Origin of the sequence: Streptomyces sp. NPDC088261 (genome assembly GCF_044740805.1) — a bacterium.
GTDB lineage: Bacteria > Actinomycetota > Actinomycetes > Streptomycetales > Streptomycetaceae > Streptomyces.
This window is the reverse complement of record NZ_JBIURL010000019.1, coordinates 1-21707: the sequence shown is the minus strand read 5'-3', so window position 1 is coordinate 21707 and position 21707 is coordinate 1. Positions and strand designations below refer to the sequence as shown.

Genomic DNA, 21707 nt, shown 5'->3' with positions numbered 1-21707 from the left:
CGGAACTCCGGCGATTCGACAGATTGCGGAAGTACGAGATCCTTGAATGTCTCTCACGGGAGCCCCGATGAGTCGGAACAGCCGACAGCCACGGGTCAGCGCGTTCGCGTGTCCGCCGCGACCCCGTGCGCGATGCCGTCGAGGATGTCGTGCTCACTGACGACGACCTCTGTCGCGCCGGTCCTTTCCATGATCGCCAGGAGGATCAGGGACCCCGCGCCGATCACGTCGACCCGGCCCTCGTGCATCACCGGGATCGCCGCCCGCTCGTCGTGCGTGGCGTGCAGAAGGCGCTCGGTGATCTCCTTCACCCGCGCGAGGGGGACCCGGGAGCGGTGGATCGCGGCGGAGTCGTACGCGGGCAGGCCCAGCGCGATCCCGGCGACCGTGGTCACCGAACCGGCGAGCCCCACCAGCGTGCGCGGCTCCGCCAGCGGAACGGTCTCCCCCGCCAAATCCAGGGCCGCCTCGATGTCGGCGCGCATCGCGGCGACCTCGGCGGCCGTGGGCGGGTCGCTGAGGACGCCGTCGTGCAGGAGGTGCCGCTCGGTCAGCCGTACGCACCCGATGTCCACGGACCGTCCCGCCCTGACCCGGTCGTCGCCGACGACGAACTCCGTGGAGCCGCCGCCGATGTCCACGACCAGGCAGCTGTCCCGGACCGCCAGCTCGCTCGTGGCGCCGGTGAAGGAGAGCGCCGCCTCCTCGTCGCCCGTGACGACCTCGGGCTCGACACCCAGGATGTCCAGGACCCCCCGGACGAAGTCGTCGCGGTTCTCCGCGTCGCGGGAGGCGGAGGTCGCCACGAAGCGGATCCGCTCCACCGCGTGCTCGGCGATGACGTCCGCGTACTCCCGGCAGGCGGCGAAGGTGCGCTCCAGCGCCTCGGGGGCGAGCCGGCCCGTCCGGTCCACGCCCTGGCCCAGCCGGACGATCCTCATCCGCCGGTCCAGGTCGGTGAGTTCGCCCGTACCGGGATCGATGTCGGCGACGAGCAGGCGGATCGAGTTCGTACCGCAGTCGATGGCCGCAACCCTGGTCATGCGGGATTCCCCTCGGTCGCCCGGCTGTCCTGGGGGGTGGTCGGCCGGCTGTCCTCGGGGGTGGGCCGGCCGTCCTCCGGGAGGGCCCGGTCGTCGTCCGGGGCGGCCCCGCACGGCGTCACGCACGGGCCCTTGCGCCACCACTCCGGCAGCATCGCCAGCGCCTCGTCCCCCAGCGGGTTCACGCCGGGGCCCGCCGCCAGCGAGTGGCCGACCAGGACGTGCAGGCACTTCACCCGGTCGGGCATGCCACCGGCGCTGGGGAAGCCCTCCAGGACCTCGATGGCGTCCCGGCGGGCCAGGTAGTCCTCATGCGCCTCGCGGTACGCGGCGGCCAGTTCGGGATCGGTCGCCAGGCGCTCGGACATCTCCCTCATGACGCCGTTCGCCTCCAGCGTGCCGATGGCCGAGGCCGCGCGCGGGCAGGTCAGGTAGTACGTCGTCGGGAAGGGCGTGCCGTCGGGGAGCCGCGGGGCGGTCTCGACCACGTCCGGCTGTCCGCAGGGACAGCGGTGCGCGATGGCCCGCAGCCCGCGGGGCGGGCGGCCGAGCTGTTCCTTGAAAGCCGCGACGTCCGCCTCGGTGGGCTCGGTGCGTTCGGTCTGCGGAGGGGGCGTGTCCATGCCTGCCTAGGTTCTGCGTCGAGTGTTGCGTGTCCGGTGTTGCGTGTTGCCTGTCCGGTGTTACGTGTTGCGTGTCCGGTGTTTACGTGTCCGGGCGGTCCGCGTTGTCCACGCTGTCCAGCACGTTCGAGTACCAGGGGCGGTCGGCCGCGCCCTGGTCCTCGCGTTCCTGCCGCGCCGCGCCCGGGTCGATCATCGTGTAGCCGGTGTCCCCCGGCATCACGTAGTGAAGATGCTCGCGGGCCAGCCGCTCGATGTACGCGTCGTCCTGGAGGCGCGCCTTCTCGTCGCGCAGCTCCTCCACCCGCTCGCGCGCCTCGCGGGAAAGCTTCTCCTGGTCGGCGATCTCGTTCTGCTGCGAGACGTACTGGCGCATCGGATAGGCGAGCGCGACGACGAGCGTGCAGACGACGAGGGCGAGGAAGGCGGCGCGTCCGGTGAGCCGGGAGCGGCGGGCCTGGCGGCGGTTCTGCGAGCGGTAGACACGGGCCGCGGTCTGCTCCCCGAGCACCCGCAGCCTGGTCGCGGTGGAGAACCGGTCCCGGTTCCCGGCCATGGTCCGCCTCCCCTGTCACGTACGTACGTCCCCGGACACGGTACGGGACCGGGGACGGGGACGTACGGACGACGGGCTGGTCGGCGCCCGCCGAGCGGCGCGGCCGGCGGGCGCCGGGCGGCGCGGTCGGAGGCAGCCGACCCGGCGGGGTCAGCCCTTGAAGCGGGGGAACGCGCTGCGGCCCGCGTACACCGCGGCGTCGTCGAGGATCTCCTCGATGCGCAGCAGCTGGTTGTACTTGGCCACGCGCTCCGAGCGGGCGGGCGCGCCGGTCTTGATCTGGCCGCAGTTGGTGGCGACGGCGAGGTCGGCGATGGTGACGTCCTCGGTCTCGCCGGAGCGGTGGGACATCATGCACTTGAAGCCGCTGCGCTGGGCCAGCTCGACGGCGTCCAGCGTCTCGGTGAGCGAGCCGATCTGGTTGACCTTGACGAGCAGGGCGTTCGCGGAGCCCTCCTCGATGCCGCGGGCGAGGCGCTCGGGGTTGGTGACGAAGAGGTCGTCGCCGACGATCTGGACCTTGGAGCCCAGCTTGTCGGTGAGGACCTTCCAGCCGGCCCAGTCGTCCTCGTACAGCGGGTCCTCGATGGAGACCAGCGGGTAGGAGGCGACCAGCTCCTCGTAGTACTCGGTCAGCTCGGCGGCCGAGCGGGACTTGCCCTCGAACTCGTACTTTCCGTCCTTGTAGAACTCGGACGCGGCGACGTCGAGCGCGAGCGCGATGTCGCGGCCCGGCGCGTAACCGGCTTCCTTGATCGCTTCGAGGATGAGGTCGAGCGCGGCGCGGTTGGAGTCCAGGTTCGGGGCGAAGCCGCCCTCGTCGCCGAGGCCGGTCGACAGGCCCTTGTCCTTCAGGACGCGCTTGAGCGTGTGGTAGACCTCGGCGCCCCAGCGCAGGGCCTCGGAGAAGGACTCCGCGCCGATCGGGGCGATCATGAACTCCTGGATGTCCACGTTCGAGTCGGCGTGCGACCCGCCGTTCAGGATGTTCATCATCGGAACGGGCAGCAGGTGCGCGTTCGGGCCGCCGAGGTAGCGGAAGAGCGGCAGGTCGGACGCCTCGGAGGCGGCGTGCGCGACGGCGAGGGAGACGCCGAGGATGGCGTTGGCGCCGAGCGACGACTTGTCCGGGGTGGCGTCCAGGTCGAACATCGCCTGGTCGATGAGGCGCTGCTCGGTGGCGTCGTACCCGACCAGCTCCGGGCCGATCTGCTCGATGACGGCGAGGACGGCCTTCTCGACACCCTTGCCCTGGTAACGGTTGGGGTCACCGTCGCGGAGTTCAAGGGCCTCGAACGCACCGGTGGAGGCACCGGAGGGGACAGCAGCACGGCCGGTGCTGCCGTCGTCGAGGCCGACCTCGACCTCGACCGTGGGGTTGCCTCGGGAGTCGAGGATTTCCCGGGCTACGACGACGTCGATGGACGGCACGAGCATCTCCTTCATGGGATGTGACGCTTTGGGTGCGGGGCCGCTCGGCCGCGCGACACGAGCCTAACCGGCCCCGGCCCTCCGGCAGGCCGGTGCCCGCCCGCTGGGACGAAATGAAGACGTCATCCTGATGACACGGGGGCGAACGGCCCGCGGCCGGCTGTTCCGGCCGTACGACACCCGGGCGGCCGGAACGGGGAAACCCCGGCCCGCGCGCGTACGGGGGAAGAACGCGCGGGGCCGGGGTGGTCCGGGGGTGGGGCCACAAAGGGGGACGGATGGCCCCGGGGGGGGTGGGTCAGCTCAGGTGGAGCTGCTGGCCCGGGAAGATCACGTCCGCGTCGGCGACGATGTCCTTGTTCAGGTCGAACAGCTTCTTCCAGCCACCCTTGACGTGGTGACCGGCGGCGATCTTCGACAGGGTGTCGCCGGACTTGACCTTGTACTCGCCGTCACCCTTCTTGATCGTGGTGGGACGGCTCGTACCGCGCGAGGCCGGCTGCTCGGTGCTCCGCGTCGACGTCGACGGGGCGGACTGCTGCGGAGTGGACTGCCGCGGCGCCGACTGCCGCGGCTGCGCGGCGGGCTGCTCCGCCGGCTGCGACGGGGCGGCCGGGGCGGAGTCGTTCGAGGCGCCGGAGAGGCCCACACCACAGCTCGGCCACGCGCCCTTGCCCTGGCCCGCGAGGACCTTCTCGGCGACGGCTATCTGCTGCGACTTGGAGGCCTGGTAGGCGTTGGGCGCGTAGGCGGTGCCGCCGTACGCGGCCCAGGTGGACGGGGTGAACTGGAGCCCGCCGGAGAAGCCGTTGCCGGTGTTGATGGACCAGTTGCCGCCGGACTCGCACGCGGCGACCTGGTCCCACTCGGCGGTGGTCGCGGCGGAGGCGGACGTGGCGCCGAGCAGCGGGACCGCGACGGCGGCACCGGTCACCCCGGCGAGCGTGGCGTAGCGGACGGCCTTGGACGGACGGCGGTGCTTGGCCTTGGAACGCAGCATGAAGCTATCTCCTCACCGACGCCTGCGAGGTCAGCTGTCGGGTTCGGGCCAAGTGAGTTGCCCGGCCGCGTGCCAGTGGGGGCCTCCCGGCCCTCGCTGTACGCGGCTTCACCCCGAGCCGGTCGTCGGCCGTCTCTCGACGGCCGGGGCCGGCACCTAACCTGTGGGTCCCCCGCTCCTGCCTTCGGCGCTTGACGCGACGACTACTCCCCCCGACCGACGGCAGGATTCGGCGTGACGGTCGACGGGGCCCGCGGTGCGAGCGGTTCAGACCGTAGACACAGGTGCCCCTGATGTTCAAAGAACCCGATCCGGGAAAAATCGCCCGAACTCCCCTGTGTGCCTTCTGTGTTTTCGCAGGTGAGGGCCGAAACCGTGCCACCTGGGGGCCAAAGGTCCTCTGTTGAGACAAAGAGACCCTTGTCTCACTTGCGCAGAAGTGGACATAGGGCCTCCAACCGCCCCCGGAAACGGACCGGGGGCGGGCCGCGGGCCGGCCGGGGGCGGCCCGTCAACTGCTCCTACTTCACGCCGAGATCGACGGTCTGGCCAGGGAGGATGAGGTCGGGGTCGGAGCCGAGCGCGTCCTTGTTCGCCTCGTAGAGCGCGGACCAGCCGCCCTCGACGCCGTTCTCGTCCGCGATACGCCACAGGCAGTCACCGGGACGGACGACGTATTCGCCGTCGGCGGCGCCGGCGGCATCCGCCGTCACGCCTTCCGCGTCACGTGTCAGTCCGTCACCCCGGGAGGCGTGACGCCCGGATTCACGCTCTTCGCCCGAGTTGTCCGGCGTGAGGCCGGTCGCGCCGGGGGTCGCCGGGTCCTCGGGGGCCGCGCCGCCGCGGTGCTTGCCCTTGACGGTGTCCGTGGTGGCCCGGGAGGAGGGGGTGGCCGAGCGGGACGGGCTCAGGGTGCCCGCGTCCGTGGCGCCGCTCTCCGTACCGTCACCGCTGTCCCGTTCGCCGCCCGCGCTCTTCGCGCTGCCGGAGGGGGTGGTGCCGGCGGAGGGGGTGCTGTCGGGGGTGCTGGGGGTGGTGTCGGAGCCTTCCGCCCGGTCCGTGTCCGCCGCGCCGCCGGTGGACGCCTCGGGGCTCGCGGACTCCTCGACCGTCCCGGGGGCCGCCCCGGGGTCGACCAGCGGCTCCGCGGTGTCCTTCAGGAGTCCGGCGACGGGCGCGCAGCTGGCCCAGGCCGACGGGCCCTGCGCGTCGAGGACCTTCTCGGCGACCGCGATCTGCTGCGAGCGGCTGGCGAGGTCGGGGCGGGTCGCGTAGTCGCCGCCGCCGAAGTCGTCCCAGGTCTCCTGGGCGATCTGGAGTCCGCCGAAGAAACCGTTGCCGAGGTCCGCGCTCCACGCGCCCCCGCTCTCGCAGTCGGCGACGCGGTCCCAGGTGGAGGCGTCCGCCGCGCTGGCGGAGGTGGCGCCGAGGAGGGGGATCGCGATCGCGGAGCCGGTCACCCCCGCCGCGACGATCAGAGCGGGCGCCTGGCGGGGGCGACGGTGTCGGCCGTTCGCGGACATGCGGTTGCCTTCCGTGTGCCGTACGACGCAGGGAGCGTCACACGTGAAATCGACTACAGCGTGTGGCTGCTGAGCTGTCGGTGAAGGTAGCCGGACTCGAACGCTTGTCACAAGTCGATGCAGGGGAGATCACGTGAAAGTCACATTCCTGACGGTCCGTCAGTTATTTCATGGCGGTCAATCAGCTGGGCAAAGGCGTGAACTGCACCGGAAGTGTGCGCAATCCCCGCATGATGAGCCCGCCCCGCCACCGCAAATCGGCCGGATCTCCCGCAAGTCGCACGTCGGGCAGGCGCGTCAGCAGCGTGCCGAGCGCGGCCTGTCCCTCCAGGCGGGCGAGCGGCGCGCCGACGCAGTAGTGGATGCCGTGTCCGTAACCGAGATGCTGATTGTCACGCCGTGCGAGATCCAGCCGGTCCGGGTCCTCGAACCGCGCGGGGTCCCGGTCGGCCGCCGCGAGGACGACGAGGACCGGATCGCCGGTCGCGACCGCCTGTCCGCCGAGCGTCAGCGGCTCGGTGGCGTACCGCCAGGTCGCCAGCTCCACCGGCCCGTCGTACCGCAGCAGTTCCTCGACGCCGGTCGCCAGCAGGCCGCTCTCGCCCGCGTCGAGCGACGCCTGGAGCAGCGCGCGCTGCTCAGGGTGGCGCAGCAACGCGTACATGCCGTTCCCGATGAGGTTGACGGTCGTCTCGAACCCGGCGAAGAGGAGGATGAAGGCCATCGCGGCGGCCTCGTTCTCGGTGAGGTGCTCGCCCTGGTCGCTCGACCGGATCAGGTCGGTGATCAGGTCGTCGCCGGGGTTCTCCCTCTTACGGTGGATGAGTTCGGCGAGATAGCTCCGCATCTTCTTGACCGACCGCGCGACGCCGCCGCGCGGGCCGCCGCCGTGGCGGATCATCATCCCGGCCCAGTCGCGGAAGTCGTCCTGGTCCTCGCGCGGCACCCCGAGCAGGTCGCAGATCGCGTAGATGGGGAGGGGGAAGGCGAAGTCGTGGATGAGGTCCGCCTCGCCCTCCGCCGCGAAGCCGTCGATGAGGCGGTCCGTCAACTCCTGCACGCGTGGTGCGAATTGAGCCACGCGGCGGGGGGTGAACGCCTTGGACACGAGCCGCCGCAGCCGGGTGTGGTCCGGCGGGTCGATGTTCAGCAGGTGGGTCATCAGCTCGGCGTTGCGCTCCCCCGGGATCCCCGTCCTGCCCTTGGCGTGCGCCGACCCGGCGTGGTGGACGGGGTTCTTGGAGAGCCGGGGGTCGGCGAGCGCCCGCTTGGCGTCGGCGTACCGCGTGACGAGCCAGGCCTCCACGCCGCTGGGCAGCTCGGTCCGGTGGACAGGCGCGTGCTCGCGCAGCCAGGCGTAGGCGGGGTAGGGGTCGGTGGCGAACTCCCAGGTGAAGAGCTCGGGCGCGTCGGGGGTGGACATGCCTTGACAGTAATCGTGGCTGGTTCGGGCTGTCGGTTCGGGCGGTAGGTACGGGCTCTCGGTGCGGGCTGGCGGTACGGGGCTGTCGGTACGAGCTACTTCGCGAGGCCCTCCGCGGCGCGGATCGCGTCCCGGTACGCGCGCGCGGCGGCGCGCAGGGCCGTTTCCGGGTCGGTGCCGGCGCGCTCCGCCTCCATGGCCAGGGCGAGGAGTCGGTAGCCGATGCCGTCGCCCGCCGGGGGCGGTACGTCCAGTCCCGCCGTACGGACCCGGCCCGCGAGCTTCGCCGCCAGGGCGAGCCCGGGCTGGCCCAGCGGGACGCCGTCCGTGACCGAATCGCGCTGCTTCTCGATCGCCTTGGTCCGCAGCCAGTGCGCCTTGACGTCCTCGGGGGTCTCGGCGGTCTCGTCGCCGAAGACGTGGGGGTGGCGGTGGATGAGCTTGTCCACGAGCGTGCCGGCGACGTCGTCGATGGAGAACGGCTCGATGTCGTCGTCCAGGCCGTCCTGGGCGATGCGGGCGTGGAAGACCACCTGGAGCAGGACGTCCCCCAGCTCCTCGCGCAGCTCGTCGCCGTCGCCGTCCTCGATCGCCTCGACCAGTTCGTACGCCTCCTCGATGCCGTACTTGGCGAGGCCCTGGTGCGTCTGGACCGAGGACCACGGGCACTCGGCGCGGATGCGGTCCATGACCTGGACGAGGTCGAGGAGCCGGGCGCCGGGGAGGTCGTACGAGCCGGGGAGCAGTTCCAGGTCCGGCATCTGGACGCGGCCGGAGCCGGCCAGGCGGGCGAGGCCGTCGGTGAGGACGGCGTCCGTGCCGTCGCCGTCGGCGGTGGGGAGGACGACGACGGTACGGCCGCCGGCGCACTCCTCGACCAGCTCGTGGGCGGTGGGCGCGGTGTGCTCCACGGTGACGCCGGCCTCGCGGAGGTACGGGAGCTGCGGGTGCGCGGGGTCCGCGCAGAGGACGCGGTCGGCGGCGTGCAGGGTCTGCCAGGCGGGCCAGGAGAGGAGGCCGGGGGCGACACGGTGGCTGGCGGTGAGCAGAACGATGCGGCCGGGGGTGGCCGGGTCGTGGGGGGCGGGAGGTTCTTGGGTCACCCCTTGAACCTACCTCCGGAGCGTGCGGGGCCCGCCCGGCGGGCTTGTCCTCAATCGCCGGACGGGCTGGATGTGGCGGCCCGGTGGATGGGTGTCCTCAAACGCCGGACGGGCTTGATATGCGGCCGGACGCGCTTGATCTACGCGTCCGTCGGCTGTTCCTGCGGGGCCTCTTTGGTCACCTGGGTGATCCACGGGGTCTTCGCGTCGCCCAGCTGGACCTTGCCGTTGTCCCAGCTGCCGTAGCGCGGGTTCACGTCGATGCTCAGCTTCTTGGACGTCGCCGCCAGGCCCGCCACCAGCTTCTGCTGGCCCTGCGGGGTCATCGAGTCCGCGCCCAGCGCCGCGCCGACCTTCGTCAGCAGGACGTCACGGCGGATCGCGTCGTCGAGCTGGTCCGGGGTGACCGCGCCCTGCTGGAGCGCCAGCGCGAGGAACTGCTTCTCGCCGCCGGACTGCGCGACCGCCTGCTGCCGGGCCGCCTGGACCTCCTTGCGGCTCACCGTCACGCCGGCGTCGTCCGCCGCCCGCTGGAGGACGCGGTCGAAGATCATGCCGTTCAGCTTGATCTGGCTGAGCCTGCCGGTGTTCTTGATGAGTTCGGCCGACTCGGGCGACGCCTCCTGGGCGGTACGGACGTCCCGTACCGCTCCCTGGAGGGTGGACACCTCGATCCGCTGCCCGCCGACCACCGCCGCGGCCCCGGGATGGGCGTCGCTGCCGCAGGCGGTGAGCAGGGGAGCCGCGGCGAGGAGCGCGACGGAGAAGGAGAGCGCGGTGCGACGGCGGCGGTGCAAAGGGAGCCTCCCGGCGTGATTGTGCGGCGATGCACAAGGCCTTGCAGTGATCGATGTTAGGCAGTCCGCGTGGCAGGGGCCACTGGTTCGACCAACGATTCACCGGGAGATTGGGGTGCGCCCCGCCGGAGAAGTCGGTTCCGGGTCCCGGTCGGGGCGGAGCATGATCGCGCGGGAGACCACAAAAGTGATCGGTACGGCCGCGCCCGCGGCGCCCAGCGGGGCGTAACGGCTGCTGAGGCGCAGCACGTCCACCAGCAGGTAGACACCGCTGGTGGTGATCACGAAGTTCGCGGCGTTGGTGAGGGGGAAGAGCACGAACTTGCGCCAGGTCGGGCGGGTCCGGTAGGTGAAGCGGCTGTTGAGGAAGAACGAGCCGACCATCGAGAGTGTGAACGCGATCACATGCGCGGCGACATACGGCAGCCGGGTCAGCAGGACCAGGTAGAGGGCGTAGTACGTCCCGGTGTTGACCACTCCGACCAGGGCGAACCTGATCAGCTGGCCGCGGAGCGTCATCACGCGCCCCGGAACTGCTGCTGGTGTTCGAGCGCGCGCCGCAGTTCGGCGGGGAGCGGGTGGTACGGGCCGTACGCCCGCTCCGTGTCCCACAGCAGGCTCCGCAACTGCTGCCGCGCCGCCGCGTGGTCGCCCACCGCGAGCAGCAGGTGCCCGATGCGGTGGCGGATCTCGAAGGCCCGGCCCGCGTCGCCGCCCGGCTGCCGCATGCTCTCGTAGTACGGCACCAGCGCACGGTACTCCGCGAGCGCGGCGGCGGTCTCGCCGAGCTGTTCGAGGCACTGCGCGGCCTCGTACCGGAACTGGAGCGCCTGCGGGTCGCCTGCCCCCGCCTCGGCCGTCCGGTCGTCGGCGAGGCGGCGCAGCTCCGGGAGGGCGCGCCGGTACTGGCCGTCGTCCAGCAGGGTCGACGCGTACTGCTTGCGCAGGATGCGGACCACCGGGGAGTACTCGCCGTGCTCCGCCGCGGCGGCGGGCAGGATGCCGCCGAGGATGTCCACGGCCTGCGTGATGCTGCCCTCCCCCAGCAGCCGCTTGACCTCGTCCACCGCCGCTGCCACGTCCGGCCGTTCGGCCGGGACGGGCGCCTGCTGCGTCACCGGCGGGGACGGCACGGTCGTGGCGCGGTCCGGCCAGGGGGCGTGCGGGCGCAGGAAGGGGCGGGTCGGGTCGAGCGGGCCCGTGGGGCCGCCCCGGGCGGGCAGGAGCGGGACGAGGTGTTCGTACACCTCCTGGGCGCCGGCGGGCCGGTGTTGCGGGTCCTTGGCGAGCAACCGCAGGACGACGCGCTCCAGTTGCTCGGGCACCTCGGCCCGCAGCCGGCGGATCGGCACGGGCGCCTCGTACAGATGGCGGTGCAGGACCCCGAGGACGGTGGAGCCCGCGAACGGCACGTTCCCGCTGAGGAGTTCGTGGAGGAGCACGCCGAGGGCGTAGAGGTCGGTGTACGGGCCGACGGCGCCGCCCATCGCCTGTTCGGGCGCCATGTACGCGGGGCTGCCGATGGGCGAACCGGTGTGGGTGAGGCGGGTGGTGTCGGTGTCGAGGACGGAGGCGACCCCGAGGTCGAGGACCGTGACCGTACCGTCGGGCCGCACCATCACGTTCCGCGGCTTGAGGTCGCGGTGGACGATGGGCACCGCGTGGACGGCGCCGAGGACGGAGCAGAGCTGCGCGGCGACGGAGACGGCCCAGGGCCAGGGGTACGGGTCGTGCTCGGCGAGGTGGTCGGCGAGGTCCGCGCCCTCCACGTACTGCATGACGAGGTACAGGTCGTCGTTGTCGCTGCCCGCGTCGTGGACGGTGACCAGGCCGGGGTGGTCGACCTGGGCGGTGACCCGGCACTCGCGGACGAAGCGGCGGCGCATCTCGTCGGCGCCGCTGGCGGCGGTCATCCGGTCGGGGCGCAGGAGCTTGACGGCGACGCGGCGGTCGAGCCGCTGGTCGTACGCGGTCCACACCTGGCCCATGCCGCCCTGGCCTATGACCGTCGACAGCTCGTAACGGTCCGCGATGACCCGCCCGTTCACCGGCCTTCCTGGCCCTTGCCCTTGCGCAGGAAGTCGCTCAACTCGTCCAGCTCGGCGCGCACCTGGTCGATACGGGGGTGGTCGGTGCGGGGGTGGTCGGTGGCGCGGGGGCCGCCCGTGCCGTGCCCGTCCGGCCGCGGGGTGTTCGTCCGCGCGGAGTCCGCGGGGTGGTGCGCCGGGGGTACGGGCGGGGGCGGCGGGACGTGCGGGCGCACGGCGGGCGGCGGGGTGGCCGTACCGACCGGGGGGTAGCCGTACGCGGCCTGGGGCGGGATGGGCTGGGGCGGGACGGGCTGCGGGTGGGCCGCCTGCGCGTTCCTGCGGCTGAAGTGCACGATGTCCGCGTACAGGTAGTAGAAGAGGACGGAGACGGCGGTCAGCAGGAGCAGCCCGACGCTGACGTCCGACTGGGTGGCCGACAGGTCCTCGGTCTCGTCCGTGCCGATCAGCGCCACGCACAGGACGAGCATCGCGACGGTGAGGGCCAACAGCGCCCAGTTCAGGCCCTTGCGGGTGATGATGGCGAGCCGCAGCATCGGCGCCCAGGCGAGGAACCCGCAGCTGAGAACAGCGGCCAGCGCGAAGAACACACGCAACACGACGACGGAGGTCCCGTCTGTCGGTCGCTGCGGCGGCACGTAGCCGTGGCCGTGCATCACTGCTCCTGAAGGCCTGGGGACGAGGCGGAATCCGCGGTACGGGGACGAGCGTATACAGCGACGGTGACACCCCGCCCCCGGGTTGCGCGGAACTGGTACCGCATCGACAACTCCTCCCCGAACCGGGCCCGCAGGGGCCCTTACCGGCCACGGAACGGATCCGCGGCCGTTGGTTCAGCCGGGGTCGACGCTGCCGTCCGTCAGGCCGTCGTGAAGCCCTCGGACCAGCTGTTCCCCCAACTGTCCCGCGAGCCGCACCGCATCCTCGAAGGCGGCCAGCGCGCGGAAGCGTTCACCGTACCGCCGCTGGTCGGCGGGCGGGAGCCTGGGCAGGCGCAGACGCCGTACGTCGAGCCGGGTGGCGGTGGAGGCGTAGCTGCTCGCCCGGCGGTTGTTGGCGGTGCCCCGCAGGAATCCGGCGAGGAACCAGGGGTCGAGGGCGGCCGGATCCGGCCGCAGCAGCTGGAGGTTGCGGCCGAGGGCGGCACCGGCCGTCGCGGCGTCGACCACGCGCACCACGGCGCCGCCTCCCAGGACGGGGACGACGACGTCCCCTTCCCGCGTACGTACGGGCTCTTCGGGCGGCCCTTCGGGGAGGGCGCCGGAGGGGGCGCGGCCGGCGAGGACGTCCTGTTCGGTGAGGACGGGGGTGGGGGTGGGGGCGGGGGTGCCGGTGCTTGTGCCTGTTCCCGCGCCTGTGCCGGTGCTTGTGCCGGTGCCGCCCGCGTGGAGCACCAGGGCCCCCGCGCGGGCGAGTTCGCCGACGGTGACGGTGACGCCCGGCAGCGGGGCCCGGGCCGCCTCCCCCGCGCCGTCCGCCGCCGTGACGGCCGGCGGGACCAGGTCGTGGGTGAGGCGCAGGGTGTCCGTCAGCCGTTCCCGTACGAGGGCGAGTTCGGCGGTGCCGCTCGCGGCGGCCGGGGGCGGGAGATGGCGCGCGGGGGCCAGGTCCACGTCGTCGTCCAGAAGCTCGATGACGGACACCGCGCCGCAGACGCCCGGCCGTTCCTCCACCGTGCCCTGCCGCTCGAAGGCGCCCCAGGCGTCGAGGACCGTGCTGTGGACGGCGGACCAGTCGAGGGTGTCGCGCCCGCCCCCGGGGGCGGCGAGCCCGGCGGTGTCGACGAGGAGCAGCTCGGGCGCGGGCCGGTCACCGGCGGCGGGCCTGCGCAGGACCCAGAGGTGGAGCGGGACGCCGTACGGGGGCGCGGCGCCGGCCGGCAGGGCGACGACGGCCCGCAGGGCGCCGCGCCGCAGCAGGTCGGCGCGGATCCGGCGGCCGGAGCGGCGGGAGGCGGCGGCGGGCGGCATCAGGAGGACGGCGGTGCCGCCGGGGCGCAGGCGGGCCAGGGCGTGCTGGACCCAGGCCAGTTCGGACTCCGTACGGGCCGGGAAGCCGTACTCCCAGCGCGGGTCGTAGGCCAGTTCCTCGTGGCCCCAGTTGCGCTCGTTGAACGGCGGGTGGCAGAGGACGGCGTCGACCGCGAGCCGGGGGAACGCGTCGGCGCGCAGGGTGTCGCCCGCGTGGACGCGCACCTCCGCCTCCGTATGAAGGGCGAGGCGCAGCGCGGTGAGCGCGGCGGGCTCGGGGACGGCCTCCTGGGCGTGCAGGGCGGCCGGGTGCGGTACGGCGCGCAGCAGCGTGCCGGTGCCGGCAGCGGGGTCGAGCACGCTCACACCCTCCACCGTGGCGCCCGCCAGCGCGGTCATGAGGGCGGCGGCTTCGGGCGGGGTGAGCGTGTACTGGCGGGGGTTGGCGTCCAGGTAGCGGCCGAGCAGGAACTCGAACGCCTGGCGGGCGCCGAGGTCTTTGGCCAGTTCGGCGGCGGCCCGCAGCAGAGGCACGCGCGAACGCAGCTCTCGGGCGCCGGGGGTGTGAACCGGTCTGTCAGCCCGTTCGCCGAGGCGGGCGGTGAGGACGTCGTCCAGGGCGGCGGGCAGCAGCTCGGCGAACCGTACGTCACTGGCGGCGGCCAGCTCCAGCCAGACCATGGGGCGCTCGTGGACGAGGAGGAGGGCGCAGCCCGTACGGATCAGGGCGGAGGCGGCGCCCGCGGGGTCGCCGGAGACTTCCTGCCAGACGCGTTCGCGCAGCGGGACCTCGGCGAGTTTCCCCTGGTCGCGCAACCATTGCTCGACCTCGCCGAGGGCGAAGGAGGGACTGGTCTCGGTGCCTCCGACCGGTTGCGGGAAGTCGCTGTGGCGGCGGCGCCAGTTGCTGACGGCGGCCCTTCCGACACCCGCGAGCCGGGCGATCCCGGCGGCCGTGACCTCCGCTGCGTTCTCCGGCACCTGGCTGCCTCCCTCACCCGCACGGCTGTCGTGTCGGACCGAGCATAGCGGCGCGCACCCCTTTCGAACGGATTCCCGTGGTGGACGTAGGCGATACCGAGAATCGTGGTTGACTCGGTTCACAGCATCTGTTGTCATTGACTCATCGCCACACGACTTTCCCGGAGATCACCATGCAGATACACCTCTCGCCGCGCGCCCGCCGTGGCGCCCTCGCCGCCCTCTGCACTGCCGCCGTCCTGACGCTCCCTGCCTGCGGCACGGGCACGGGCGGCGACAACGGCCCGGCCAAGAAGGCCACCAAGTCCACCAAGGCCGCGAAGGCCACCAAGAAGCCCGCCCCCTTCGCGGACCAGTCGGGCCCCGAGGTCCTGGACCGGGCCTTCGCCGCGACCCGCGCCGCCACCTCCCTGACCCTCAAGGCCGACATGCCGGATCCGGAGGGTCGCGTCGCCGTCGACGTGGCGCTCGACAAGAAGGGCGACTGCGCGGGCACGATGTCGATGAACGGGCAGGGCACGGTGACCCTCACCAAGACCGGCCAGACCGTCTACATGAAGTACGACGAAGAGCTGCTGCGGTCGCAGGGCAAGGGCCGGCCGAAGGCCGAGGTGGACGCGGCGGTCGACATGCTCGCCGACCGGTGGATCAAGGCCGACGCCAAGGAACCCGACGCCAAGGATCTGGTCGGCTTCTGCGACCTGGACGAGCTGCTGTCCGCGTTCGAGGGCGGCGACAGCGTGGCCCGCAAGGGCCCGGCGAGCACGGTCGACGGACAGCCGGCGCTCACGCTGACGGAGACGGACGGCTCGTCCGACTACACCGTGCACGTGGCGGCGGAGGGGAAGCCGTACCTGCTCAAGATCGTCTGGACCGGCAAGGAGGAGGGGACCATGGCGTTCTCGGAGTTCGACCGCCCGGTCGCGGCGGAGGTCCCGGCCGACAAGGACGTGGTGGACCTGGCGAACCTGGACGGCTGACGGCGTACGGGCCACGCCCGACGGGGCCGTACAGCCGCCCTACCGCAGCCCGCACTCACCAACCACCCCTGTCAGCCGCCGCACTGACGGAGCATCACCTTCTTGTCCGCCGCCGTCACGGGCAGTTCGTACTTGAGCGAGACCTGGGCGAAGCGCACCGCGTACGAACAGCGGATCCGCTTGTCCGGCGGCAGCCAGGACGCCGGGCCCGAGTCCGACTTGGATCCGTTGGTGGGGCCGTCCACCGGAATGAGGTTGAGCGGGTCGTTGGCGATCTGCTTGCGCTTGGCCTCGTCCCAACGGGCCGCGCCCATCTGCCAGTCGTACGACAGCGGCATCACATGGTCGATCTGCACCTTCGACGCGGACTGCTTGCGCCACTCGATCGTCTTTCCGGTGTACGGGTCCCGCAGCGTCATCGAGACGACGACACAGTCGGACCCCGACCGGTACTTCAGCCGCTCGCCGTCCCGGGCGAGCAGGTCGTTCCTGGTGTCGCAGCCGTTGTGCGCGAAGGGCACCCCGTCGGCGGAGTCCAGCCAGGCGTAGCCGAACTTGTCGCGGTCGTAGCCCGTCTTGGGGCCGCGCCCCTTCGTCTTCACCCGCTCGATGAGCTCGCGGCCCGCGCTCCTGTCCGCCTCCGACGTGAGGGGAGCGAGCCCGCGCTTCGTCCCGTCGGGGTTCTTCAGCGGGCCCGCGCCGGAACCGCCCGACCCCGACCCCGTGTCCGAGCCCGGATCCCGCGCCCCGGCCGAAGCGGCCGGTCCCGGGTCGATGCCGATCCCGCCCTCGCACCCGCCGAGGACGGCGACCGCCAGCACCACGGCCCCACCGCGCAGGCCAGCCCGCGCCACCCGTACCCCACGTCCGTCCACGCCCGCACCCTACGCTTCCCGCCGGCCGGCCCGGCAGGGAGACGTATGCCCCCGATCCCCCTACTGAGGCGCGGAACGCGGGGCCTCAGTAGGGGGATCGGGGGCAGGCGGTCTCAGGACCCCAGGATCGTCGCCAGGAACTCCCCGGTCCACGACAGCAGTTCGCGTCCCACCACGGGCTTCCCGCCGATCTTCCCCGCCGTCGGACGCGGCACCAGGATCTGGTGCGCCGCCGGCTTGATGACCGTACGGGGATGCAGCCGCTTGAGGCGCAACTCCTGCGACTCCCTCAACTCCACCGGCGCGAAGCGGATGTTCGGGCCCTGGAGCACGATCTCGCCCACCCCGCACGCCCGCGCGAGCATCCGCAGGCCCGCCACCAGCAGCAGGTTCTCCACCGGCTCCGGCAGCTTGCCGTAGCGGTCGGTCAGCTCCTCGCGCACCGCCTTGATGTCCGCCTCCGTGGTGGCGGAGGCGATGGCGCGGTACGCCTGGAGGCGCAGCCGCTCGCCCGGCGCGTACTCATGCGGCACGTGCGCGTCGACCGGCAGCTCGATCTTGACCTCCAGCGGCGCCGCCTCCTCCACCGTGCCGTCCACGGCGGCGCGGTAGTCCGCCACCGCCTCGCCGACCATGCGGACGTACAGGTCGAAGCCGACACCCGCGATGTGGCCGGACTGTTCGCCGCCGAGCAGGTTGCCCGCGCCGCGGATCTCCAGGTCCTTCATGGCCACGTACATGCCCGCGCCCATCTCGGTGTGCTGGGCGATCGTCGCGAGCCGTTCGTGCGCGGTCTCGGTCAGCGGCTTCTCGGGCGGGTAGAGGAAGTACGCGTAACCCCGGTCCCGTCCGCGGCCCACCCGGCCGCGCAGCTGGTGGAGTTGGGACAGGCCGAAGTTGTCGCCGCGCTCCACGATCAGGGTGTTGGCGTTCGAGATGTCGATGCCGGACTCCACGATCGTCGTGGAGACCAGCACGTCGAACTTCTTCTCCCAGAAGTCGACCACGACCTGTTCCAGCGCGCTCTCACCCATCTGCCCGTGCGCCGTGGCGATCCGCGCCTCCGGGACGATCTCGCGCAGCCGCGCCGCGGCCCGGTCGATCGACTCCACCCGGTTGTGGATGTAGAACACCTGGCCCTCGCGCAGGAGTTCACGGCGGACGGCCGCGCCGATCTGCTTCTGCTCGTACGGGCCCACGAAGGTCAGCACCGGGTGGCGCTCCTCCGGCGGGGTGGTGATGGTCGACATCTCGCGGATGCCGGTGACGGCCATTTCGAGCGTACGGGGGATGGGCGTCGCGGACATCGTGAGGACGTCCACGTTGGCGCGGAGCTTCTTGAGCTGCTCCTTGTGCTCGACGCCGAAGCGCTGCTCCTCGTCCACGATGACCAGACCGAGGTCCTTGAACTTCGTCTCGGACGAGAACAGCCGGTGCGTACCGATGACGATGTCGACCGCGCCTTCGCGCAGCCCCTGGAGCGTCGCCTTGGCCTCGGCGTCCGACTGGAAGCGCGAGAGGGCCTTCACGGAGACGGGGAACTGCGCGTACCGCTCCGAGAACGTACCGAAGTGCTGCTGCACCAGCAGCGTCGTCGGTACGAGCACCGCGACCTGCTTGCCGTCCTGGACGGCCTTGAAGGCGGCCCGTACCGCGATCTCCGTCTTGCCGTACCCGACGTCGCCGCAGACCAGCCGGTCCATCGGGACCGTCTTCTCCATGTCCTCCTTGACCTCGGCGATCGTGGAGAGCTGGTCCGGCGTCTCCACGTACGGGAAGGCGTCCTCCAGCTCCCGCTGCCAGGGGGTGTCGGGGCCGAAGGCGTGGCCGGGGGCCGCCATGCGCGCCGAGTAGAGCTTGATCAGGTCGGCGGCGATCTCCTTGACGGCCTTCTTGGCGCGCTGCTTGGTCTTCGTCCAGTCGGCGCCGCCGAGGCGGTGCAGGGTGGGCGCCTCGCCGCCGACGTACTTCGTCACCTGCTCCAGCTGGTCGGTCGGGATGTACAGCCGGTCGCCGGGCTGACCGCGCTTGGCGGCCGCGTACTCGACCAGTAGGTATTCGCGGGTCGCGCCCTGGACGGTGCGCTGCACCATCTCCACGTACCGGCCCACGCCGTGCTGTTCGTGGACGATGAAGTCGCCCGCCTCCAGCGTGAGGGGGTCGATGGTCTTGCGGCGCTTCGTGGGCAGGCGCTGGCCGTCCTTGCCGGCGGCCTTCTGGCCGGAGAGGTCGGTCTCGGTGAGGACGGCGAGCTTGAGCGCGGGGTCGACGAAGCCCCAGTCGATGGAGCCGCGGGCGACGTGCACGACGTTCGGGGAGATGTCCACGAGGCCGCGGCCGTTCCCGGCCTCGGGGGTGTCGAGGCGGGCCGCGATGCCCTCCCCGCCCAGGACCTCGACGGTACGGGAGGCGGTGCCCTGGCCCTCCGTGACGTACACCGTGCGCCAGCCGTCGGCCAGCCAGCCCTTGGTGTCGGCGAGGGCGCGGGAGGTGTCGCCGCGGTACGACTCCGGGGCGCGCATCCCGAGCCGGATCGTCTCCGCCGAGACGTCCTCGTCGGCCGCGAACGGGGAGACGGACCACCACATCATGCCCAGCTCACGGGCCCGGTCGCGGACGTCCGCGATGCCCCACAGCGAGGCCGCGCCCACGTCGATGGGGGCCTTCCCGCCCTCGGCGCTGGCGGCCCAGGACGCCTGGAGGAATTCCTGGCTGGTCGCGACGAGGTCGGCGGCCCGGGTCCGTACCCGCTCCGGTTCGCAGACCAGCGCCATGGCCCCCTCGGGCAGGACGTCGAGCAGCAGCTCCATGTCGTCCACCAGCACCGGGGCCAGGGACTCCATGCCCTCGACGGCGATCCCCTCGGCGATCTTGCCGAGCAGTTCGCCCAGCTCGGGGTGGACCTCGGCGAGGGCGGCGGCCCGCTCCCGTACCTGCGGGGTCAGCAGCAGCTCACGGCAGGGCGGCGCCCAGAGCCCGTGCTCGGCGACCTCCAGCGAACGCTGGTCGGCGACCTTGAAGTAACGGATCTCCTCGACGTCGTCGCCCCAGAACTCCACCCGCAGGGGGTGCTCCTCGGTGGGCGGGAACACATCGAGGATCCCGCCGCGTACGGCGAACTCACCGCGCTTCTCGACCAGCTCCACACGGGCATAGGCGGCTGCGGCAAGGGCCTCCGTCACCTCGTTCAGATCGGCGCTCTGCCCACTCCTCAGGGCGACGGGTTCCAGCTCCCCCAGCCCCTTGACCTGCGGCTGGAGGACGGACCGGATCGGGGACACGACCACACTGACCGGCCCGGCGGAGGGATCGTCCTTGGCGGGGTGGGCGAGGCGGCGCAGGACGGCGATGCGCCGGCCGACGGTGTCGGACCGGGGCGAGAGCCGCTCGTGCGGCAGCGTCTCCCAGGACGGGTACTCCACGACGGTGTCCGGGTCCAGCAGCGTCCGCAGCGCCGCCGCCAGATCCTCGGCCTCCCGCCCGGTCGCGGTCACGGCGAGCACCGGCCGTCCCGACTCCCGCGCCAGGGCGGCGACGGCGAAGGGCCGCGCGGCGGGCGGCCCGACCAGGTCGACGTGCATACGGTGACCGCCGGCGGCGGCCTTCACCGCTTCGGCGAGCGCCGGGTCCTTGATGACGGCGTCGAGCAGACCGTGCAGGCTCATGAAGGGTGGTTTCCGTCCAGATCCGTTGAGCGGGGCTGCCGCGGTGCGGCTGAGGGGACAACGCGAAGGACCCGACACGTCGCACGGGCCGGGGTACATCCAGAGTACGACGCCGACGGAGGGGGCGGCGGCCCCCGTCGCTTCCCGGCCGCCCCTTCCAGGTCCCTTCCAGGCCGAGGGGCGATCAAGCCCGTCCGGCGATTGAGGACACAGTGACCGGCACCGGTCATTACCCGCACGGGGCCGCCTGCCGAATAAGCCCGTCCGGCGATTGAGGACAACACCGACCGCTGGGGGTCAACGCAGACGTGAAGTGACCGCATTGGGGTGCATCCGCGGCAAGCAGTGGATGAGCGGAAAGCGCTGACGTCATCCTGAGACACCCGCCGAGCCCCGGACGGCAAGCAAAGAGGTAGGAACGCGTGGACTCATCGGATGCGTGGCGTCGCGGCCTGGCGGCGGAGATGGACCGGCGTGGTGACTGGCCGGTGCGGTCACCCTGGGTCCGCCGGGCCGCCGACGCCGTACCACGCCACCTCTTCGCACCGGACCGGCTGTGGTATTGGGACGGCCGCGCGTACGTGCCGGTGGACCGGGACGGCGACCCCGACGGGTGGTCGGCGCAGGTGTACGGGGATCCGGACAGCGCCGCCGTCACCCAGGTCACCGACGGTCTCCCCTCCTCCAGCCTCTCCTGCGAGGCGGTCGTGGCCGACATGCTCGACTCGCTCCTGCTGGAACCGGGCCACCGCGTCCTGGAACTGGGCACCGGCACCGGCCGGAACGCCGCGCTGCTCGCGTGGCGGGCCGGGGCCGAGCTGGTGACCACCGTCGAGGTGGATCCAGGCTTGGCGGTACGGGCACGGGAGCGCCTCGGGGAAGCGGGTGACCGTGTACGGGTCGTGGTGGGCGACGGCGGCACGGGGTGGCCGGCGGGGGCACCGTACGACCGGGTGATGGCCACGTACGCGGTGGACCGGATCCCGTGGGCCTGGGTGGCACAGACCCGCCCGGGCGGCAGGATCGTGACCCCGTGGGGCCGGCTGGGGCATGTCGCGCTGACGGTGGCGGAGGACGGCGCGTCGGCGACGGGTTGGGTGCAGGGACTGGCCCAGTTCATGTCCGCGAGGGGAACCACCGGTCCGGGCCGGACCTTCAGCCAGGTACGAGGAACAGCCCCCGCCGAAGCCGAACGCCCGATGACGAGAAACCTGGGCCCGTTGCGGAACGATGTCCACCTACGGTTCGCGCTGCGAGTCGCCCTGCCGGACGTCCGAATCACCACAGCGGAGGACGAAGACGGCCTGAACGCGTGGCTGCACGACGAGGGTGGGTGCAGTCCCGGCTCCTGGGCAACCTCCTGGGCAACACTGTCCGCCGTCGGCGGTGGCGGTGATGGCTGCGGAGGCGGCGGCGGCACGGTGGTACATCAGGGCGGACCACGCCGCTTAGCGGACGAGCTGGAGGAGGCGTGGGACGCATGGGTGGGCATGGGCAGTCCCAGCCTGTACGACTACGGCATGACGGTGGAGCCCGACGGTCAATATGTGTGGTGCGGAGACGCGGCAACAGGTCCGAGGTGGCCATCGGTTCAGACCGAGGGGTAGTCGGGGGTGGCCGGGTTGTGTGGTGCGGGGTGGGGCCGCCCCTTGGTGTTGATTGTCGCGGGTCCGGTCCGGGCGTCAAGGG

The 21707-nt window shown here is 72.2% G+C and carries 17 protein-coding genes and 1 riboswitch; of the genes, 2 read left to right on the top strand and 15 right to left on the bottom strand.

The genetic code is table 11. The features are described 5' to 3' along the window. Positions 1–95: 95 nt before the first annotated feature. From ACIODU_RS28705 to ACIODU_RS28645, 13 genes are all read right to left on the bottom strand, one after another. Positions 96–1043 (bottom strand): exopolyphosphatase, encoded by a 948-nt coding sequence (locus ACIODU_RS28705; protein WP_401771125.1) that lies wholly within the window; start codon positions 1041–1043, stop codon positions 96–98. Next, positions 1040–1666, bottom strand: coding sequence for a DUF501 domain-containing protein (locus ACIODU_RS28700; RefSeq protein ID WP_401771123.1), 627 nt, complete (start codon positions 1664–1666; stop codon positions 1040–1042). The genes ACIODU_RS28705 and ACIODU_RS28700 overlap by 4 nt, the downstream gene beginning before the upstream one ends. Positions 1667–1748: 82 nt before the next feature. Beyond that, entirely contained in the window at positions 1749–2222 is a 474-nt protein-coding gene (locus ACIODU_RS28695) for a septum formation initiator family protein (protein WP_356429522.1), read from the bottom strand. A gap of 150 nt (positions 2223–2372) precedes the next feature. Beyond that, the gene (eno, locus tag ACIODU_RS28690) at positions 2373–3659 is read right to left on the bottom strand and encodes a phosphopyruvate hydratase (protein ID WP_161311171.1); all 1287 of its coding nucleotides are present in this window, start codon (positions 3657–3659) and stop codon (positions 2373–2375) included. Positions 3660–3951: 292 nt separating this feature from the next. After that, positions 3952–4653, bottom strand: a complete 702-nt coding sequence (locus ACIODU_RS28685; protein ID WP_401771120.1) for a transglycosylase family protein — start codon at positions 4651–4653, stop codon at positions 3952–3954. A 4-nt stretch (positions 4654–4657) separates the two neighbouring features. Then, a riboswitch (cyclic di-AMP (ydaO/yuaA leader) is annotated at positions 4658–4853 on the bottom strand. A 321-nt stretch (positions 4854–5174) separates the two neighbouring features. Continuing rightward, entirely contained in the window at positions 5175–6176 is a 1002-nt protein-coding gene (locus ACIODU_RS28680; RefSeq protein WP_401771117.1) for a transglycosylase family protein, read from the bottom strand. A gap of 181 nt (positions 6177–6357) precedes the next feature. Further along, on the bottom strand, positions 6358–7599 hold the full coding sequence (locus ACIODU_RS28675; protein ID WP_401771114.1) for a cytochrome P450: 1242 nt from the start codon (positions 7597–7599) through the stop codon (positions 6358–6360). A gap of 95 nt (positions 7600–7694) precedes the next feature. Beyond that, entirely contained in the window at positions 7695–8702 is a 1008-nt protein-coding gene (locus ACIODU_RS28670; RefSeq protein WP_356429533.1) for a nucleoside triphosphate pyrophosphohydrolase, read from the bottom strand. A gap of 140 nt (positions 8703–8842) precedes the next feature. Further along, positions 8843–9499, bottom strand: a complete 657-nt coding sequence (locus tag ACIODU_RS28665; RefSeq protein ID WP_356429536.1) for a SurA N-terminal domain-containing protein — start codon at positions 9497–9499, stop codon at positions 8843–8845. Positions 9500–9598: 99 nt separating this feature from the next. Then, entirely contained in the window at positions 9599–10018 is a 420-nt protein-coding gene (locus tag ACIODU_RS28660; RefSeq protein WP_356429539.1) for a GtrA family protein, read from the bottom strand. Further along, on the bottom strand, positions 10018–11547 hold the full coding sequence (locus tag ACIODU_RS28655; protein ID WP_401771110.1) for a protein kinase: 1530 nt from the start codon (positions 11545–11547) through the stop codon (positions 10018–10020). The genes ACIODU_RS28660 and ACIODU_RS28655 overlap by 1 nt, the downstream gene beginning before the upstream one ends. Further along, on the bottom strand, positions 11544–12203 hold the full coding sequence (locus ACIODU_RS28650) for a hypothetical protein (RefSeq protein ID WP_401771107.1): 660 nt from the start codon (positions 12201–12203) through the stop codon (positions 11544–11546). Before ACIODU_RS28650 ends, ACIODU_RS28655 begins: the two co-directional genes overlap by 4 nt. 177 nt (positions 12204–12380) lie before the next feature. Beyond that, the gene (locus tag ACIODU_RS28645) at positions 12381–14498 is read right to left on the bottom strand and encodes an N-6 DNA methylase (protein ID WP_401771105.1); all 2118 of its coding nucleotides are present in this window, start codon (positions 14496–14498) and stop codon (positions 12381–12383) included. 173 nt (positions 14499–14671) lie between these two features. Between ACIODU_RS28645 and ACIODU_RS28640 the strand changes: the two genes are divergently transcribed. Continuing rightward, positions 14672–15478 (top strand): hypothetical protein, encoded by an 807-nt coding sequence (locus tag ACIODU_RS28640; protein ID WP_401771103.1) that lies wholly within the window; start codon positions 14672–14674, stop codon positions 15476–15478. Positions 15479–15549: 71 nt separating this feature from the next. On the opposite strand, the gene ACIODU_RS28635 is transcribed toward ACIODU_RS28640, so the two are convergent. Beyond that, positions 15550–16353 carry an HNH endonuclease family protein gene (locus ACIODU_RS28635; protein WP_401771101.1) on the bottom strand — a complete coding sequence of 268 codons (804 nt, stop codon included), beginning with the start codon at positions 16351–16353 and terminating at the stop codon, positions 15550–15552. A gap of 113 nt (positions 16354–16466) precedes the next feature. Beyond that, positions 16467–20018, bottom strand: coding sequence for a transcription-repair coupling factor (gene mfd, locus ACIODU_RS28630; RefSeq protein ID WP_401771099.1), 3552 nt, complete (start codon positions 20016–20018; stop codon positions 16467–16469). 422 nt (positions 20019–20440) lie between these two features. Between mfd and ACIODU_RS28625 the strand changes: the two genes are divergently transcribed. Then, positions 20441–21625, top strand: a complete 1185-nt coding sequence (locus ACIODU_RS28625; protein WP_401771096.1) for a methyltransferase domain-containing protein — start codon at positions 20441–20443, stop codon at positions 21623–21625. The last annotated feature ends 82 nt before the right edge of the window (positions 21626–21707 follow it).

What these genes read in the sequence shown, in the direction of transcription:
- ACIODU_RS28700 (WP_401771123.1), bottom strand. Translation starts at nt 1,666, where the DNA reads ATGGACACGCCCCCTCCGCAGACCGAACGCACCGAGCCCACCGAGGCG.
- mfd (WP_401771099.1), bottom strand. Translation starts at nt 20,018, where the DNA reads ATGAGCCTGCACGGTCTGCTCGACGCCGTCATCAAGGACCCGGCGCTC.
- ACIODU_RS28685 (WP_401771120.1), bottom strand. Translation starts at nt 4,653, where the DNA reads ATGCTGCGTTCCAAGGCCAAGCACCGCCGTCCGTCCAAGGCCGTCCGC.
- ACIODU_RS28680 (WP_401771117.1), bottom strand. Translation starts at nt 6,176, where the DNA reads ATGTCCGCGAACGGCCGACACCGTCGCCCCCGCCAGGCGCCCGCTCTG.
- ACIODU_RS28660 (WP_356429539.1), bottom strand. Translation starts at nt 10,018, where the DNA reads ATGACGCTCCGCGGCCAGCTGATCAGGTTCGCCCTGGTCGGAGTGGTC.
- ACIODU_RS28705 (WP_401771125.1), bottom strand. Translation starts at nt 1,043, where the DNA reads ATGACCAGGGTTGCGGCCATCGACTGCGGTACGAACTCGATCCGCCTG.
- ACIODU_RS28640 (WP_401771103.1), top strand. Translation starts at nt 14,672, where the DNA reads ATGCAGATACACCTCTCGCCGCGCGCCCGCCGTGGCGCCCTCGCCGCC.
- ACIODU_RS28675 (WP_401771114.1), bottom strand. Translation starts at nt 7,599, where the DNA reads ATGTCCACCCCCGACGCGCCCGAGCTCTTCACCTGGGAGTTCGCCACC.
- ACIODU_RS28650 (WP_401771107.1), bottom strand. Translation starts at nt 12,203, where the DNA reads ATGCACGGCCACGGCTACGTGCCGCCGCAGCGACCGACAGACGGGACC.
- ACIODU_RS28695 (WP_356429522.1), bottom strand. Translation starts at nt 2,222, where the DNA reads ATGGCCGGGAACCGGGACCGGTTCTCCACCGCGACCAGGCTGCGGGTG.
- eno (WP_161311171.1), bottom strand. Translation starts at nt 3,659, where the DNA reads ATGCTCGTGCCGTCCATCGACGTCGTCGTAGCCCGGGAAATCCTCGAC.